Below are 17,244 nucleotides of genomic sequence, written 5' to 3'. Positions count from 1 at the left end.
CACTTTTAAAAGTTTAATGCTAATTCTCTTAAACTGTTTTTGGTTTGTCTTGATACTTCACTTGGACTTGGAGTTGGACTATATATGTTTTGCGTTACATTAATTCCACCAGTACCATTAAAACTACTCAGTACACTATTAGCTACTTTAGTTGCTACCTGTTCTGCTGTTTGCCTGACCATGTCCTCACTTGCGTCATGATTAAATACACGTGTTCCTCTTGGCAAATCATATAATTCGTAATTGCTATTTCTTCCTGAGGCATCATGAAGATAAGTAAGTCCACCTTTCCAGTAGTTAGTTCCTGTCCAGTTTCTCCCTGCTTCTTCATCTCCACCACTGGTTATTGTTTTTATAAACCTAGTAATAGGGTTGTCAGCGAACCAGTTCTTTAACTTATCCCACTTAGACATTATTTCTCCATCACCTTCATCTATATTTTTTAAGACTTCTTCGTTTTGGTCTTTAATTTTATTAACGATTCCCTGCTTTTGCTCATCTGCCTTTTTTATCGTTTCATCTCTTTGTCTTTCTGCTTCTTTAATCATTTTATTAGCTTGATCTGCTGTTATCTTTTTTGATTCATCACGTAATTTAACTATATTTCTTAGAGTTTCATCATATTGTTTCTCCGCATTGCCGACACTTTCAAGTCTTTGTTTTTCTGCATTTTTAATAACTTCTGATGCTTGTTCTGTGGTTATCCTAGTGCTATATCCTTTTAATCTTTCTAATATTACTTTGCTTTCAACTTCACTATCACTAAGAGATTTAACTGCATTAGTTTTCATCTTATCTTGGATTTTATTTATTTCTTCTTGTTCTTCCTTCTTTAACTCTCTATTTTCTTTACTTGCTTTATCCATTATTTCTTTTATTCTTTTTTCATAACCATCAATTTCTTGTTTTTGCTTATTGTTATGCTCTTGTAATCCTTGTAAAATCTTCTGTTGTTCTTCTGATGTTATATTTCTACTATTACTAAAAAACTGTTTCATATTTTCCACTTCTTCATTATAATGTTTATCCACTCCACCTTTTATTTGCGTACTCATTTCGGAATAAGTGTTTATGAGTTGATTCTTATTATCTTCTGTTATCTTAGTTCCATTAACATATAGGTTAGTTAAACTCTTTGTAGCACCTTCATCTAGCTTTAAATAAGCTTCTACAGATTTTTTAGTTGTTTCTGAAATAGTAATAGTAGTCTTTTCAGCTTCCTGCCGTAGCCGTCCACTACTATCTGTTACAGTTTTAGTAGTATATTCAACTTTCTTTTCAAACAAATCTACAGATGGTACTGCATCTTTGGACATTACTTTATGTATCCCATATGCTGCTACTCCAATTGCTGCTGCCCCTGCTACAAATGGTGCGGCTGCAACTACAGCTCCACCTAATCCAGTTGCTAATGCTCCAATTCCACCTGCTCCACCTGCAACACTTGCAGCAGTGCCAACTCCTGCAGTAGCAGTTTTTGCTGCACCTAGAATCCCTGTTAATTTAGAAAGTCCTCCAGCTATATTCCCTATTGTAGATATTCCTCCACCAAGTATTTTTAATGCTCCACCACTAGCAATAGCCATCATTCCCCATTTGGTATAGCTCTCTAATTGTTCCTTACTTAGACTTCCTAATTTATCTGCAAGTTTAGTAAATAATTCAGCACCTTTTTCTAATATTGGAGCCATTGCATCACCTAACTTTTGTCCAGCTACTTGCATTTTTATAGTAGCTTGTTTAAAGGCAAATCCAGTCTTATTTATTCCATTAGTTTGTTCGTTAAATGCTTCATCTAATGCACCACTAGAATTTTTCATTTCCTCTAATTTATCTTTATAAACTTCACTTTGTTCTCCTGCTAATGCTAGTGCTAAAGTTTGTCCTTCAATAGATCCAATATATTTTTGGAGTGGTGTATTTATTTCTTTAGACTTTTTAACTATAGTTTCTATAGCCCCTATTAACCCTTGCTTTTCTAACATAGCCTTTCCATCTGCGTATCCCATTTCAGTTATTAAATCTGTCATAGACTTTGTTGGTGCTAGTAAAGATTGTAATATACCTCTATATTGTGTACTTACTTCACTCGCACCACCGGTAACACCTGTTCCTGTAGCATAAATAGCAAATAATTCTTCTTGACTTACTTTTAATTCATTTGAAAGTGGAACAACTTTACCAATTGAACTAGCTAACTCTGGAAAACTTGTTTGACCTAATTTTACTGTCATAAACGACATATCCATAACTTTTTGATTTGCTTCTGCCGTAGTATCTCCGTAACCTTTCATAACTGCTGAACTTAAATTTAATGCGTCTGTTGTAGTTGCCATTCCTGCTGTTGCTGCCTTGGCATCTATTTCAACCTTTTTCATCGTGTCACTTGCATCACCAAAAGCTGAAATAACTTGATAAGTACCATCTGCAATGTCATCTGTGGATTTACCAGCAACTATAGCAACATTTTGAACATCACTCTTTAATCCCTGTAATCTCTTTTGTTGCCCTGGTATCAGTGTAGCTACTTTAGACATAGCTTCATTAAGATCAGTTCCCAACTTAGCACCTGCAATTCCTACTGCACTTATTGGTGCTGTAAGTTTTAAAATTTTATCGCCTACTCCAGAAACTGCACTTCCCATATTTTTAAATTTTTCAGATCCTTTTTCTAAGCTTTCACTGATATTAAGCCACTTATTGTTACTTCTATCTAATTCTTCACTTATACGTTTTAACTCACCTTGTGCTCTTATCATGGTAGTATTAGCATTATTCATATTACGCTCATAGTTTTGCACTTGTTTAGCATTGGATTCTACTGCTTTTTCTTTGTTTTTATATTCTTTCTCTAATTTTTCTACTTCTTCTTTTGCTTTCTTAGCCTGTTCACTTTCTTTACCATATAACTTAACTGCTTCATCATACTTTCTGTTAGCAGCATCTAAACTATTTTTAAACTTATCTCTTTCTTTTATGTTCTCTTGCATTTTGGAAGTAGTTTTTTCCATTGCTTGTTTGTATACATCTATTTTTTTACTGTGTAACTCTACTTGTCTTGTTAAAGATTCTTGTACAGATTTTAACTTTTCCGTATCTTTGCCAAACTGCTTTATTCCTTCACTTGCAACTTTCATTTGTGATTGGTAATTTTTCATTTCAGAATTTATACCTTTTATTGAATTGTTATAACCTGTACTATCTAAAACCATCTTAGCAGTTATACGTTTCTCTGTATTGCCTGCCACACTTTCACCCTCCTCTCTTATAAAAATGGTATATCTTCTATATTTACTTTCTTGTATCTTGTATCACTTGTAGAATCATTTTCTTCATTATTAGACTTTACTTCCCAACCATTAAACTTAATATGTGATTTCCACATATTGTAGAGTTCCTTATGTGTGCTATCCCAAAATTCTTCTTTTGTATAATTTAAATGTACTTTTGCTATATAGAAAAGCCAGTCAAAATCTATTTCATATTTAGATTCAGACTGGTCATCTAGTTTTTTTCTTTTTTAACTTCTTCCATTTCTGCTTTTTCTTCTTCAGTTTTTTCATTTAATCCCATATAGTCTAAATATAGATTTACCGCTAATCCAGTAATTTCTTGATATTGCTCAGATGTCATCTCATCTTCTAACGCTTCTATGTCCCACTCTTTTTCCATGCAACACACAGATATTAATTTTAAGCAATTAGTATAAAATTGCACACCTTCCATCATTCCATATAGTACAGAGCCATAGTTTCCATACTTTTCATCAATTTTTCTTATTGTTTTATTAATCATTTTAAAACTATATTCTTTATCGCCTATTTTTTGTTTTCTCAATTTATCAATCATAATAAATACCTCCTGTATTAAATTTTTTATTTTTAAAACTTTTTTCTAATTTTTCAAATGAGAATAGGATAAGAAATATCCTATCCTACTTTTACTCTCCTGTTATAGTTTTTTCTGTTGGTATAATTACTGCTTTAAAGAATTTTTCATCTGTCATACCATCCTCTTCGTCAATTTTATAGCTCCACATTTCATTTGAATGTAAAGGTGCAAAAGTAGCTTTTAATTTTTTAGTTTGAAAATTTGCCTTTCCTTCTTTCCCTTTATAGTTCTCGTCACCAATACTGAAAGTACCTTTATAAAGTATTCCATACCTTGCTTTACCGTTTCCTTTTATTGTCTTATAAAGTAAAGCAACTTCTGGTGCTTTATCATTTGCACTTCTTATAATTCCACCTTCTGCTGCTAATTTGTGTCCTAAAAGAAATGCTTCTTCTTCTTTTTCTAAATCCCATTTTATATCTATTTCTACATCAATGTTGGCTAATGTGGTTTCAGATAACCACCTTTTTTACTGCTAGAATTCATCTGAATTGACTTTTGGTTTTAACGCTAATTCTTTAATACCTTCAAAATGCTTTTGGACTATCAAAAGTTGTTGCTACTGCTCCATCTTCTTTTCCTCCAGCTACATATAATTTTTTCAAGTCCACTGTAAAGGAACTACTTTGTACCATATTTATCAACCTCTCTTTTCTTTATTGTTTGCATAAAAGACTAGCTTTTGCTAGTCTGTAAACATATTAAATCCTCATTACTTTATAGTGCTTCCCTGTTTCCTTTTCATATAGATCTGCTGCCATATCACGCTCGTCCATTTTGTATCGTGCTTTTTTTACTACACCCTCTGAGTATGTATAATCTCTGTAAATATATCTACATATACTATATAAGTGGTAAAGTCTTCTTTTCCTTCATATAATCAACACCGTGCTCATTAATAATTTCATACTCTAAATACAAATTTTTATCAGGATTATTAGCATGTAAGGAAGAAATGCCTTTTATCCGGCAATAAGTCTATAATCTCTTTGTTGTATTAACCCTTCTTTAATGTACTTTTATTCATATAAGCTTGCTACTTTATTTTATCTAGCAATTCTTTTGCTATAGCTTCTACAGCTTCATTCTCACTGTTTTTACTGCTCTTTCAAAGAAGCCTGCATTAGCTTTGGATTGGCTTGTGCCAAACTCATGAAATCATAGAAAGCTGTTAACTTAACCGTTTCAACTGTTGCTAATCCATCTTTCTTAACACTTTTCTTACGTTTAGATAATCGTTTAGTCTTTCCTGTTGGTATCTGTCCATCTAGACTTTTTTATCAATTATATCTATCCCTTTTTTTACTGCTCTCTTTTCATCTTCTTCAGTTAAAGTCACCAGCTACCTCTGGCATTTCTGTGAACTCTTCATACCTTCAATTTCTATTCCATTATCCAATTAATTCACCTCAGTGGCTTTAATTTTAAGCCATTTATTTTTATATTTATTAATATTTATCTATAAATGTTATGTTAAAGTATCTATATTTCTCTTCTTCTTTTTCAGCATTTTTTGTTTTTTATAACTTTGATTCTGTATTCTTTAGAATTTATATTTTCTAAATCTTTGCTATATCTACAAACAAATTCTACTGTATTTTCTGCTTGTACTGCTTTAGCTGCATAAAATTCTTTACCCCAGAGATTATTTACATAGCCCATACGATTTTATATGATATCCAATCCTGCATGCCGAGCCATTTTCAGTAGTATATGTAGAAAATTTTTGTATAATTAATACTTTTATCTAATTGTCCTATATTCATAATTAATCCTCACAATAAGTTAATTGGTAGAAATGTAAATTTATTGTATATCACACTTTACTAGACATTTTACTATCTTCCATAAATCCACGATTATCATACCAATCACTAACTAAAACCTTACAAAATAATTTGCTTTAATGGATTACTAGAATTATATTCTTTACTGTAGCATTTTTAAGATATAGTCTACACCTTGAATTAAGCTTCTTTCTTTTTTCATCTTCATCATCATAATCTACTTTTAAAAAAGCTTTAGTTTCTTCTAATGTAAGTATCATTCTAAATCACCTTCCTTTAGTGAAGACATAAAAACATACCTGTTTTACTTATACCCTTGGTTTAATTTCTATTATTTAATTAACCTTGTGTTAGTGTAACTTCACCTGTAACAATATCTGTAACAATTATAACTGTACTGTATCCATTATTTTTGCCATCAAATCTTTCAATTCCTATTGCTTTTACAGTATCAGTTTCAAATGCCTCTTTTCATATATCTGTCATTTTTATTTCAAAGTTTTTCTCAAACATTCTATAGCCTCTTATAAAGTCTCAAATAATATTTCTGTCTTCTTAGTGGTGTCATTAGCTTGTATAGTATCATAAATTTCAACAGTTCTGCCAAACAAAGTATAAGAATCCTCTTTTCTTGGGTCTTCTGCTAATATTCCCCTACCGTTTATCTTCTATATTGGATAAAACTTCAAAAGCTTCTGTATTCATTACCCATTTTGGTGTTCTATAGCCTTTCTTCAACATATTTTTAACTCTTCTTAGAAACTTAATATCTATTATTGCCAAGTGCTTTTACTGTTTTATATTTTTTACCTTTGAAATTAATCCTTCACACGCATTATCCCCACCTAAACATAGAACACTTCTTCATTTTCAGTTTCTCTTGAGCTATCAGCTAACCATGTTTTAATTTCATCTTTAAAATTAGCAAAGAATCATCAAGTAGTTCATTACTTACATCCATCATTCCTGCAAATTTTTGTTAGTTATATGTAATTACATCATGTTGAGGTTATTAATCATTGTATAGCGCACGCTCTGCGATATTATGTAATTTATTAGGTGTGCAGTTCTTACTATTCCCAGTACCAGTTTTAGATTTTGCATTTTCTGTTCTAACAAGATTTCTTCAGATTCTTCTTCGCCTTTATACTTTCATAATTTCTTGGGATAAATCATCAGGAACTGCATTTTCACCGTCTTTTATCGCCTGTTTCACTCAAAGCTCTTGTTTGTACTTCTTTTATTAATTTTTCTTTCTTCTTGATTAATTCTACACCTGTTAATGCTCTATAAAAATAATTCTCCATCATATTTAACTTTTTTTATCATCTCTTGATTCTTTATTCATATTAATCCATCCTTTCTTCGTCTTTAAAATCATTTTCCAGTTCTTCTTGCATCTCAATTTTGGCACCAATCCCTAATCTCTTCTTGCTTAGTTGTAATATCTTCTGCTGTTCTTGTTTCTGTATTGTTTATTAACTCTCTGGCTTCGTAACTTCTAAAGCCTCTAATTTATTTATTAATTCTCTTATTTCCTTTGTCATGTTATTACCTACCCTCCATTGTTGTGTCTTTTGTATTTTAAATTTAGACATAAAAATAGAACTATCTATTATATAGTTCTTTCAAATAACTCTATTCTTTATCAATTCCTAATTTCAAATCTCTTACTGCTTTTGTTTTAATTCATTCTCTTTGATCTTCAACTTTCTTTGTGCAACAACACATTCTGTCTGCGAATAAGCAGGATATGTAACAGGACTTACATCAAATAATCTTTTAATATCTTTTAAAGTCCTTTTGTAGATGCCATTTTCCTTATCGTATTCCCAATTGTCACATTCTACATTGCCACTTAATTTAAAACAAAACCAAAACACTGTGGTTATATTACCATTTTTTCCATATTTATAAGTAAATCTCTAGCGTATGTAGTATCAGATGGCATCGCCATATCTTAAACCTATATCATCTATGGCAGCAATATTTCATTGTAGTTCTTCCTAAAATCTTTTGTGAATCATGGTCTATAAGACATCTAACATCTGACATATCACAATTATCTAAAGCCTGTCTATCAATGAATCTCAATAAATCCATAAATTTTCACTCCAGGTATTAAATTTTAGAGCACTCAACAATTTTCTTTTGCTCCTTCTTCACTTCAACCTCAATATCAGAAGTAAAATTTCTTATCTCTTTTTCATTTTTATTCATTTTTATCAATTTCCACCTCCCTTCTGTGTTGAATTAAGATTATTTTTGTAAAATACACCTACATCTTTTACCTTTTACATATTACCATTGCAAATTAAATTATTGCCATCTTCTTCACTTGTCCAATTTTCAAGCTCCTAGCTTCATTAATCTTCATGAATCCACTTTGTATTCCTATCTATAAGCTTCAAATCTCTTTAATATTAGCTCTTAGAATACTATACACATTAAAATCTGAAAAATGATTTTTATCTAGTTACTTTTTAATAACCAATTTATAAGTTGATTCTTGCTCATACATATTTAAAAAATTGGACATAAGAGTATCAATATAAAATTCCTTTTGTTATTCTGCAATATTTGTGTGAGTTGACCTTTCTAAAATCATTTAATTGATGCATTTTTAATTCCAAATGCTGCTGCTATTTGCCGAGTTAATGTACTTAACTCAAAGATTTGTGCATCTGCATCGTAGAGTTAACGGTTTGAAAACTAAATCCTAATGGTACTGGTAAATTTTACCTGCATTTTTAATACCATTAGCCATTTTCTCGAATCTTTATTGCATATTTTCTGTGCCTCTTCATCAATATCTCATATATATTGCAATAATCCTTTAGCAAATAAACCATTTTTAAAATAATTGTTAAATATTGCTGTCCACTTTGTACATTTTCTATTGTTGTAAGTAAATATTCTCTTACAGACACCTATTAAACCATTTTCAGTAAACCCTTTAAAATGTAAAACTCGCTTGGACTTTGTATTCTTTGCCTAACTTATACTTTAATAACATGCCAAATAACGTTATTATTCTTAGATAATATACCGGCATCATCTACACATCTGCCAATATCCATCTTCCAAAGTATAATTAGCATATTTTTCCTCTTCTATCGCATTCAATATAAACAACAGCATTTCCAAAATGATTTCTTTACAGAATTGGCCATTTCCAAAAATCCGAAGCACTCATGTGCAGGTTAGGTCTTGGTTAAAATTGAATATAGATAATGATCGTTTGCTTTTTGAATACCATTATTAGTGTCAAAATACAACTTTAAAGGTAATTTACTTACAGTATCGCATAGTATACATAAAAAGCAAGTAAAATAAGTAACCTCTTCTAACCCATGCGGCTTAATCCATTAATTTCAATACCTAAAAATTGTAATAATTCTTTATCATTCTACTTTATCAAAACCTTGACTTCTTTTTTCTTTGTTCTAAATAACAATTGTCATCACCTCCTTTCTTGATGGATATTTAGAGAAATACATTCCTAAACCAAATAAAATCGAACCACTTATACTATACCTGCTTCATTTCCATAAATAGAAAGGTACATTAATTAAAATTAGTCCCTCTTAAAATAAAAAAATCTTCTATATATAATAGAAGAAACTCTTTCAATTATTTAATATATTCAACTTTTATCACATCCTACCATCCTAAAGCATCTAAATATTCGTCTGTTATCTTATGTAACTTGGCTTCAAATTCATATAACCAAGCCATTTTGAAACCACAAATTAGAGCATCTACAGGATCTACTCTTTGCATAGTTGCATCTTTATCTATTTTTATTAATCCATTATTAGTTTTTATAACTGCATTAGACATAGCAAAATTTAATACTGGATTAAATAAATATATTACATTACTCATGCACTTCTTCTCTTAAAGCAACAGTACTCTCATTCAATTGTTATGTGATTGAAATAATTCAATAACATTATAGCCCATATCACTTACATCCATCATAATTTTGCTTGCATTCGCTGGATCAAAACACCATGTATCTATGTTCCAATTATTTTTTTTAAAAATCTATTCCGTATTGAATTACTACATTTTAGTCTACTATTGGAAGTATCCGTTACAGTGATAAATCCTTGTCTTTCCCATGCATCGTAAGGCATTTATCCTTTAAGCATCTCTCTCTTAATTTTTCTCTATTCGGAATAAAGCTATGGCTAAATACAACATATTTTTTTATTCCATTGTCCATTATAGGTATAACAAAAGCTAAAGATGTAAGATCTATTTTTATTTACAGCATGCTCTCCCACCAATAAATGCAACTTTATTTTTAAGATTATAAGGAATTTCTTTTACCTCACAAGCTTTCCATTAGCCATGTCCATATAACCATTTTCTTTAGCGCACCCATTTATTTAGACGTTTAGTTAAAAAATGGAAAAATAAATTTTTTCTGGAATCTCTTTAGCAATTTTATATTCATCTTCAATCTTTTGACACCTTGTGCATATGTCATCCTTAACGGATTGGCTTTTTTTAACATCTTTTATCTTCTATATCGTCTTTTTCATCAATTTCACATATATCAACAAAATAATTATCATTAATAACGTCAACATTAGGATTTAATATATTAGAACAATATTTATATTCTTGCGTAAAACATGGATAAGTTAAATCCATTCCTGCTGTTGTAATTTATCATTAACAAATTTTCTTTTGTGTTGCTCCTAATCCTAAATCATAAAATTCTGTTGTTTTATGCTGATAGTACTCATCAAGGCTACAAGTATAGCAGGATTTGTCCCATCTCCCTTTTTCCCATCCTCTTTACATAAAGGTCTTAAAAACTTCGTTTGTGCTGTTTCAGTTCTATCTCTATTTATTTTGAATTTACAAGCTAATGGACTTCCGCTAAGCAAGTTTTTACATTCATCAAATATAACTTCCGTTATTCTCTTTTAGTTCCTGCACAATAACATTCACAATTTCCCTGTTTTTTATCGATTAGTCGACATTTCATATAAAATAACTCCAGCTTCCATTTGCGATTTTGCTTGTTTTCTTGCTACCTCGATGAAGCTTTTATTAAAATCTCTTATAACCTGTGTTTTCCATATCTCCAAGCATAGATTTGACATAAATTGAACTTTTGCCATATTGTTCAAATGAATTCAGCTGACCTGCCAATATCACCTTTTTTACTTCTTGTAAATAAACCATTCCATTTAACTATTTTTCTGCTTCAACTTCATTCCAAACATAAGGAAAGTCTTCTTTACCTATTCTATCTAAATCATTCAAAAATCTTTGACATGTCATATGTTTTTGGCAACTAATATAATCCTCATATTCATTTATGTATTTATCCTCTAAACAATAATTAGCATATTGTATTAGTTCTTCAAGTATAGTCATCTATATATCACCAAAATCATCTACAATATCCTTTTTGATTTCTGTCAATTTTAAAGTTGCACCATTTTAATCTACTGTCAATTTGTTAAACCTAGTAAACTAGAATATTTTCGCATTTCATCTGAATACTTCATTTGAATTTTTATAAGCGGATTTTCTATAATATTAGTTGCTCCTACCTTATTTGTGTATTCTATGAATTTAGTAGCTGTCCTTTTAATTTCATTTGTAATCTCTATATAACTAGAATAAGCATTACAATAAGCACCCAAGTTATTTAAATCTAAGTTGCCTTGTATTACACCCAAAGTTTTAAATTGCTCAACTAATCTTTTCCCTCTTTTCTAGCCATAGAATTTCTTAACCATGTAGGAGGATTTGCTTAACTGCTCTGTTCCAGTTCGTATAATTTGTTCTTGTATTTTCTTTTCTTCTTGTTGCTCTCTTGTCAAGTGTCCTTCTTGTGTTACTAACATTTTCTTTGGACGTGCTATTGTAATCACCTTTCTAATCAACAATAATTTTCCCCTGAGCATTAGTTTTTAGAATTTTGTGAAATAAACTGCACCACAGACTTTTAAAAATTCACTTAAAATTTTCACATAGCTACGCTTTAAAATAAAAAAGCACTAACTTTTAAATTAGTACTCGCTCTTTTTCATATTTTCTTTTTAATTCTCTTAATAATTCTTGCATATACTTCTTATGCTTATTACTCTTGTATAAGCATTATACATAATCTTGTGTACACTATCACAACATGGTATAAGGTTGTCTATATTTAATTTCTGCCCTTGATCCTCTTTTAATTCTACGATGATGTATATAATCTACATACTTAATTTCTCCTAAGATATAATAACTGTATAAACATATTCCTTTATACTTGTTCTTAACTTTATCCGTACTTTTATCCATTCATTACTAACATAAAATGCTTGCTCTTTCTTATCTTTTATATTCCTTTTATACTCTTTATAACTTTCTTTATTTTCCTGTTCAACTTTCTTAATGCATTCCTTTTATTATTTTCTGTATAGTCTATTATCTCTCCACATCTACATAATTTTTTAAGACTAATAATAATCTTTTCGCTTTACATAATGTACATTCTAACACCTTCTTTTATGTATTAAAAAAGACACCCATATAAATAGTGTCCTGTTAATTTATTCAATTCTTTCAAGTTTTTTATCTATGCTATCTAGTTTCTTCATTAATAACCAATTTTTGTTCCATTAATGCTTTTAATAAGATGTAAAATCCACCTGGCTTCTCTTAAAACACTATTCATTGAATAAATAATATCCTTTATTTGCTCAAGTTCTTACTGGACTTAAGTTCTTCAATCCTATTCTATCTATATTTTCGTCAAAATGCCTTTCTTTTTTTCTTCTAAAGTCTCCCCAGAAAATAATCCCATAAATCTCTCTCCTCATACGCTTTTTGACTATATTAACACAAATATATAATCATTCCATTATTGTGTTAAGTATAATATTTGTATAATTAATTTCTATTTTGGCGTTAGCTTCATAATCCTATCCTTTTATGTATTAAAAAAGAGCCCTGTTAAGAGCTCTTAATTTTTTTGCTTATAATTAATGGCATGTTTTAACAGAATGTGTTGTTGATTCCAAAACTCTGTCCTTTTCTCCCAAATAGGTATCACAGCTAAGCATATCTTCCGATAATTACGATACGTCTCAGTAATTTCACAATAATGTACTACATTATGAGTCCTACAGTTAATTTTATGACTTGATCTCTCCCTATCTGTACCTCTTCTTTCCCATCCAGGTGAAAATCTATCACAACAAGTAGGTACAGCATATGTGATTTTACTTGGTATTAATGATAATGTTAAAACTAAAGTAAGCATTAGAAAAATTCCTTTTGAAAATTTAAATCTTTTCATAACCTTTCTTCACCTCCCTTTAATGACTATTATATCTTATTAAAATTTAATGTCAACTTTTAACTTTTTTTACAGTTATTATATTACATAATATCTTATATAAAAAAGCACCTAATCACCTAGATACTATAAAAAGGGGACTAAAAAAGCACCTAGTTGCCTAGATGCTATACTTATCTAATTTATTTACTTATTTCATATTCTCTAACTTCAAAAGAAGCTATTTTATCATGTACTATATATTCAGTAACTGATGTATATGGGTTAAGCTTTTTATCAAATGAATATAGTGCTGAACCTTTGCCGTTAGCTCTTTCTTCATACCAGTTTATAAATTTATTTACTTCTTCCATACTTACATCATATTCTTTTGTAGCTCCATTTACTAAAGAAATACTTAAAATTGCATTGTTCTTATTTTCTTCTACTAATTTGCTTACATTTACTTCACAAGTAGCTGTTAAATCAGTATTTTCTAATTTAGCCGTTATTGTTGCTTTTCCTTCTTTTATAGCTGTTACATTCCCATTTTCGTCTACTTTTGCTATACTTTCATCACTTGATGACCATATAATTTTTTTATTTGTAGTATCTTCAGGTAAAACTGTTGCAGTTAATTTTTCTGAACTACCTTCTAATAGATTTATAGATGTCTTATCTAGTGATATAGATTCTTTTTCTTCTGCTATTAACTCACCATTTTCATCTATATCTAGTGCATTAAAAGAGAGAGTATATCCTTCATTAAAACCTTCAAATCCATTAGTATCGCCTATAATTTCTACAGTATGTTCTTTGAACTCTAAGTTTCTCAACTCAAAATATAGAACTTCATACTGTTTCTTTCCTTTAGCATCGAATGTATAAGATTTTCCATCAATTATTATTTTGTGAGTTCCCCTCATGTCAACAAGCGGATTTGAGCCTACATATCTAATCTGACTTCCTAAGAACTTAAATTTAATTCTCATATCATTGCCACATGACATACTACCATTATATAATGTAGGCAAATTAGACATTACATACTTTCTATTTTCATAAGCAAAACTTGAATTTGTGCTATCATATCTTTTCCATCCTATTTCAGGCATATGAAGTACATCACCTAGCTTAGCACTATTTTCAGGTGTATTATTTAAATTTTCTGTACCTATAACCACATCATTAAATGAAGCCGCTTTTACTATTTTTGCATTACTAAAACTTAATGACATGAATACAAATGCAAACATTAGTATTAAAATTGATTTTAATTTTCTTTTCATTATTTTATCCCCCTTGTGTAATTTGTACATATGCATTATATACTGTATAAATTTACATATTCAAGGATAAATTTACTACAATTTAGGTCATATTTTTTAAAACTTTATAATTATTGTAAAACATATTTTAAAATATATATTCTGTTTAAATATATTTGTCAAATTAGAGAAGTCACCTAGATGCTCTATCAAGTTTTAAAATATTTATTGGAATAATAATCACCTACTTTTATACAAAAATTAAAACACCTACTAAAAAGTAAGTGTTTCTTATATTACATATTTTTCATTAACTTTTCTAATTCATCAATATTATATTTCTTCTTCTCAGAAATGTCTTTCCAGTTCTGAACTTTTTCAATAAGTTGAATAAGACTCTCATTATTCTCTCTTTCTAATAAACATGTTATGCTTGATTGAATAAAAACTTCTGCTTTTAATGAACAATACTTTTTATTAATTTTATCTTCAACTTCAAGTTCATTTCTATCTAAATCTATAGTTACAGTATATTTTTTCTTATCTATTTCTGAATTTATTATATTAGATATATTATAATAATTTCCCTCTGATTTTATTATATTAAAGTTCTCAAGTATATTTGAAACAGTAACATAGTTAGAGAACTCTTCAAATATAATTTGTCCATATTTATTCATGAAATTTTTTAAACTAATTCTAAAATGTACTTTATTATTGTTAATAAATTTATAACTAATAACAACTTCATCTTCATTAAACTCTTCTATAATAAAATTTAGATTTTCAAATACATTTTGAAATTTATATATATATCTTTCTAAAAAAGGAAAATAATAAATATAACGAACAGATTTTATCGTTATATATCCATCATCATTAATTATTAATTCGATAACTCCATTCAAATTATTACTTAAGAGCCAATCTTTTATTGATTTTGTACAAATAAATTCTTTACTTTTATTTGAATTAATAATAATATCTATTTTTGTTGCCAAAGTGTTATAATCATAAATATATTTAGAGAAATCATTCAATTCTTTCTTTAATTTTTTACCCTCTATATAATTATTATAGAATTCCTTGCTATCACGTAGCAGTTTTATAAATCCAGTGTGTATTTTTTTAGGCATTATAATAGGTAACTCATTATAATATTCCTGCCAAATTTCAAATTTTTTTATAGTATCAGGATACTTGTCATTAAATTCACTTATTCTAAGCATTCTTCTAACTTCTTTGCTTCTATCTTTTTTTATTTGATCTATGCTTTTTCCATCAATAATACTATCAATTCCAGGAAATTTTTTTCTACATTCAGAGCCAACATTTAGAACTATATTATTAACTTTATTTTTTATTAAGAAAATATATTTATTGGGAGTATTGCATAAAGAACATTTCTTTTTAGATTCGCCATCATATTTAAAAGCTGACCATTCTTTTGAACTTTCTTTCACTATATTTTTGAAATTATATTTTATTAAATTATATAGGTCTTTATCCAAATTTTTTATATTAATTAAATCTTTTTTTGAAACTTTCATTTTATTATTTAATAATTCCTTAAGCTTTGGATATTTATTTATAAATTCACTATGATAAACTAACTGTCTTTCCTCTTGGTCTATAATTATATTTATCTTTTTTGATTTAGACATTATTTATCCTCCCATATATTATACTTATAAGAAAATTATAACATATAGCTTTAATTAATCAATAAACTATCCACAACTTTATCAACAATTAATCCACAATCAAAATATCAACAATTCTTGCATTTCATCTATGTATATTTCATAAGATTCATAACACCAATCATCCTCACTGACTCTCCATTATTAACATATTCCTTGTCTACTTTTAATTCTAGCAAGATCATACGCTATATTTTTAAAGCAAGAGTTATAATCTTTTAAAAACTGATTCTTATTGTATTCTTTAATCAATTCCTTTAAGTCTTCACTTCTCTTAAACACCCATGCCCAAGACTTATTACCATTAACATCAACAGTTTCAATTCTTTCTTCAAACATGTTATTCATGTGTAAATAGGCTATTTTTCCTCTATTTATAATCACTATTTCATCTTCATTCTTTTTATAGTTTCTATACATTTCTTCTACCTCCAATCACATTTTAATTTATAAGGGAGTAATAATACCCCCTTATGTTAATTTGCGTATATGTATATAATTGATTTTAAATTTATATATGTATTTTATTTTGTATCTTCTAGAGATACGCTTGCCCATCTTCTACCATCTCTAATATTCTTTATATGTGTTAGAGAAACATTATACATTTCTGATAGTTTCTCATCATTATATGTATTGTTTTTCTGATATATTTTAATTTCTCTTACTTTTTCTTTATTTAATTTTATACAATGTCCATTATTCTCTCCTGTTTGGGCTACAGACATTCTACTGGTGTCTTTCACTTTACTTCTCTTTTTAGACTTCTTTTCTTTGTTTATAACAGTCCAACCGTCAATTTTATCTACATATTTAATCCAATAATTTTCTCTTTCTTCAAGCTCCTCATCAGGACATTCCTCTAATATTATCCACTTAATTCTGTTTTGGTCTGCATTAAAGGCATCTTGTAATTCATTATAGTCATGTCTCCCATTTCTCAAATGAGCTTTATGACAGCTCCATCTCTTTTTAATTCCATTATCTGAATCTGCTCTTCCTACGTATAATTTCCCTGTTTCAACATCCTCAATTCCATAAATTCCACTTATTAATTTCATAATATAATTCCACCTTTCATAGTTAATTTATTTTTGGATGAGATAATTTACATACCTTTCCACAAAATAGCCTATAGCGACGTAGGCAGCTATAGGCGTTAATGCTTGTTTGTTGATCGGTTTAATTGTTTATAAAAAGGCAATAAAAAAGATGTATGATAATTCATACATCTTTTATCTAATATCTATTACGTTCTTTTACCTTTTGTATCACCAATCTCGGTATATAAGGGCTAG

The 17,244-nt window shown here is 28.9% G+C and carries 20 protein-coding genes and 3 pseudogenes; all 23 read right to left on the bottom strand.

Translation table 11 applies throughout. From position 1 onward, the window contains the following. Positions 1 to 5: 5 nt before the first annotated feature. Entirely contained in the window at positions 6 to 3,248 is a 3,243-nt protein-coding gene (locus tag ACWPW7_RS13795; protein WP_454053972.1) for a phage tail tape measure protein, read from the bottom strand. 17 nt (positions 3,249 to 3,265) lie between these two features. Next, positions 3,266 to 3,385 carry a hemolysin gene (locus tag ACWPW7_RS13790; protein WP_454053971.1) on the bottom strand — a complete coding sequence of 40 codons (120 nt, stop codon included), beginning with the start codon at positions 3,383 to 3,385 and terminating at the stop codon, positions 3,266 to 3,268. Positions 3,386 to 3,504: 119 nt separating this feature from the next. After that, a complete protein-coding gene (locus tag ACWPW7_RS13785; RefSeq protein WP_454053970.1) occupies positions 3,505 to 3,849 on the bottom strand; it encodes an RNA polymerase subunit sigma in 345 nt (114 codons plus the stop codon). Positions 3,850 to 3,940: 91 nt separating this feature from the next. Further along, positions 3,941 to 4,526: pseudogene (locus ACWPW7_RS13780) on the bottom strand (major tail protein). Between the two features lie 66 nt (positions 4,527 to 4,592). Then, positions 4,593 to 4,876: pseudogene (locus tag ACWPW7_RS13775) on the bottom strand (prohead protease). 518 nt (positions 4,877 to 5,394) lie between these two features. Next, on the bottom strand, positions 5,395 to 5,553 hold the full coding sequence (locus ACWPW7_RS13770) for a phage head closure protein (RefSeq protein ID WP_454053969.1): 159 nt from the start codon (positions 5,551 to 5,553) through the stop codon (positions 5,395 to 5,397). 241 nt (positions 5,554 to 5,794) lie between these two features. After that, entirely contained in the window at positions 5,795 to 5,938 is a 144-nt protein-coding gene (locus tag ACWPW7_RS13765; RefSeq protein ID WP_454053968.1) for a hypothetical protein, read from the bottom strand. Positions 5,939 to 6,332: 394 nt separating this feature from the next. Next, positions 6,333 to 6,461, bottom strand: a complete 129-nt coding sequence (locus ACWPW7_RS13760; RefSeq protein WP_454053967.1) for a hypothetical protein — start codon at positions 6,459 to 6,461, stop codon at positions 6,333 to 6,335. An 887-nt stretch (positions 6,462 to 7,348) separates the two neighbouring features. Then, positions 7,349 to 7,579, bottom strand: a pseudogene (locus ACWPW7_RS13755) (HK97 family phage prohead protease); the annotation flags it as partial. 70 nt (positions 7,580 to 7,649) lie between these two features. Then, positions 7,650 to 7,781, bottom strand: coding sequence for an HK97 family phage prohead protease (locus tag ACWPW7_RS13750; RefSeq protein ID WP_454053966.1), 132 nt, complete (start codon positions 7,779 to 7,781; stop codon positions 7,650 to 7,652). Positions 7,782 to 9,341: 1,560 nt separating this feature from the next. Continuing rightward, a complete protein-coding gene (locus tag ACWPW7_RS13745) occupies positions 9,342 to 9,566 on the bottom strand; it encodes a hypothetical protein (protein ID WP_454053965.1) in 225 nt (74 codons plus the stop codon). A gap of 630 nt (positions 9,567 to 10,196) precedes the next feature. Continuing rightward, a complete protein-coding gene (locus ACWPW7_RS13740) occupies positions 10,197 to 10,343 on the bottom strand; it encodes a hypothetical protein (protein WP_454053964.1) in 147 nt (48 codons plus the stop codon). A 53-nt stretch (positions 10,344 to 10,396) separates the two neighbouring features. Next, positions 10,397 to 10,582 carry a hypothetical protein gene (locus ACWPW7_RS13735; protein WP_454053963.1) on the bottom strand — a complete coding sequence of 62 codons (186 nt, stop codon included), beginning with the start codon at positions 10,580 to 10,582 and terminating at the stop codon, positions 10,397 to 10,399. 78 nt (positions 10,583 to 10,660) lie between these two features. Then, on the bottom strand, positions 10,661 to 10,819 hold the full coding sequence (locus tag ACWPW7_RS13730) for a hypothetical protein (RefSeq protein ID WP_454053962.1): 159 nt from the start codon (positions 10,817 to 10,819) through the stop codon (positions 10,661 to 10,663). 73 nt (positions 10,820 to 10,892) lie between these two features. Beyond that, on the bottom strand, positions 10,893 to 11,078 hold the full coding sequence (locus tag ACWPW7_RS13725; protein ID WP_454053961.1) for a hypothetical protein: 186 nt from the start codon (positions 11,076 to 11,078) through the stop codon (positions 10,893 to 10,895). Positions 11,079 to 11,155: 77 nt separating this feature from the next. After that, the gene (locus ACWPW7_RS13720) at positions 11,156 to 11,386 is read right to left on the bottom strand and encodes a P27 family phage terminase small subunit (protein WP_454053960.1); all 231 of its coding nucleotides are present in this window, start codon (positions 11,384 to 11,386) and stop codon (positions 11,156 to 11,158) included. 36 nt (positions 11,387 to 11,422) lie between these two features. After that, positions 11,423 to 11,596, bottom strand: a complete 174-nt coding sequence (locus tag ACWPW7_RS13715) for a hypothetical protein (protein ID WP_454053959.1) — start codon at positions 11,594 to 11,596, stop codon at positions 11,423 to 11,425. Positions 11,597 to 11,831: 235 nt separating this feature from the next. After that, positions 11,832 to 11,996 carry a hypothetical protein gene (locus ACWPW7_RS13710; protein ID WP_454053958.1) on the bottom strand — a complete coding sequence of 55 codons (165 nt, stop codon included), beginning with the start codon at positions 11,994 to 11,996 and terminating at the stop codon, positions 11,832 to 11,834. Positions 11,997 to 12,660: 664 nt separating this feature from the next. Next, complete coding sequence (locus ACWPW7_RS13705; protein ID WP_454053957.1) at positions 12,661 to 12,996, bottom strand: hypothetical protein; 336 nt, start codon at positions 12,994 to 12,996, stop codon at positions 12,661 to 12,663. Positions 12,997 to 13,178: 182 nt separating this feature from the next. Further along, entirely contained in the window at positions 13,179 to 14,264 is a 1,086-nt protein-coding gene (locus ACWPW7_RS13700) for an Ig-like domain-containing protein (protein ID WP_454053956.1), read from the bottom strand. 275 nt (positions 14,265 to 14,539) lie between these two features. Beyond that, positions 14,540 to 15,907 (bottom strand): hypothetical protein, encoded by a 1,368-nt coding sequence (locus ACWPW7_RS13695; RefSeq protein WP_454053955.1) that lies wholly within the window; start codon positions 15,905 to 15,907, stop codon positions 14,540 to 14,542. Between the two features lie 183 nt (positions 15,908 to 16,090). After that, a complete protein-coding gene (locus tag ACWPW7_RS13690) occupies positions 16,091 to 16,366 on the bottom strand; it encodes a DUF5659 domain-containing protein (protein ID WP_454053954.1) in 276 nt (91 codons plus the stop codon). A gap of 104 nt (positions 16,367 to 16,470) precedes the next feature. Next, complete coding sequence (locus ACWPW7_RS13685) at positions 16,471 to 17,007, bottom strand: GIY-YIG nuclease family protein (RefSeq protein ID WP_454053953.1); 537 nt, start codon at positions 17,005 to 17,007, stop codon at positions 16,471 to 16,473. Between the last annotated feature and the right edge of the window lie 237 nt (positions 17,008 to 17,244).

It is taken from the genome of Clostridium sp. Marseille-Q7071 (assembly GCF_965112025.1).
Note: the sequence above shows the minus strand (reverse complement) of the source record. Positions and strands in the feature narration are given on the sequence as shown.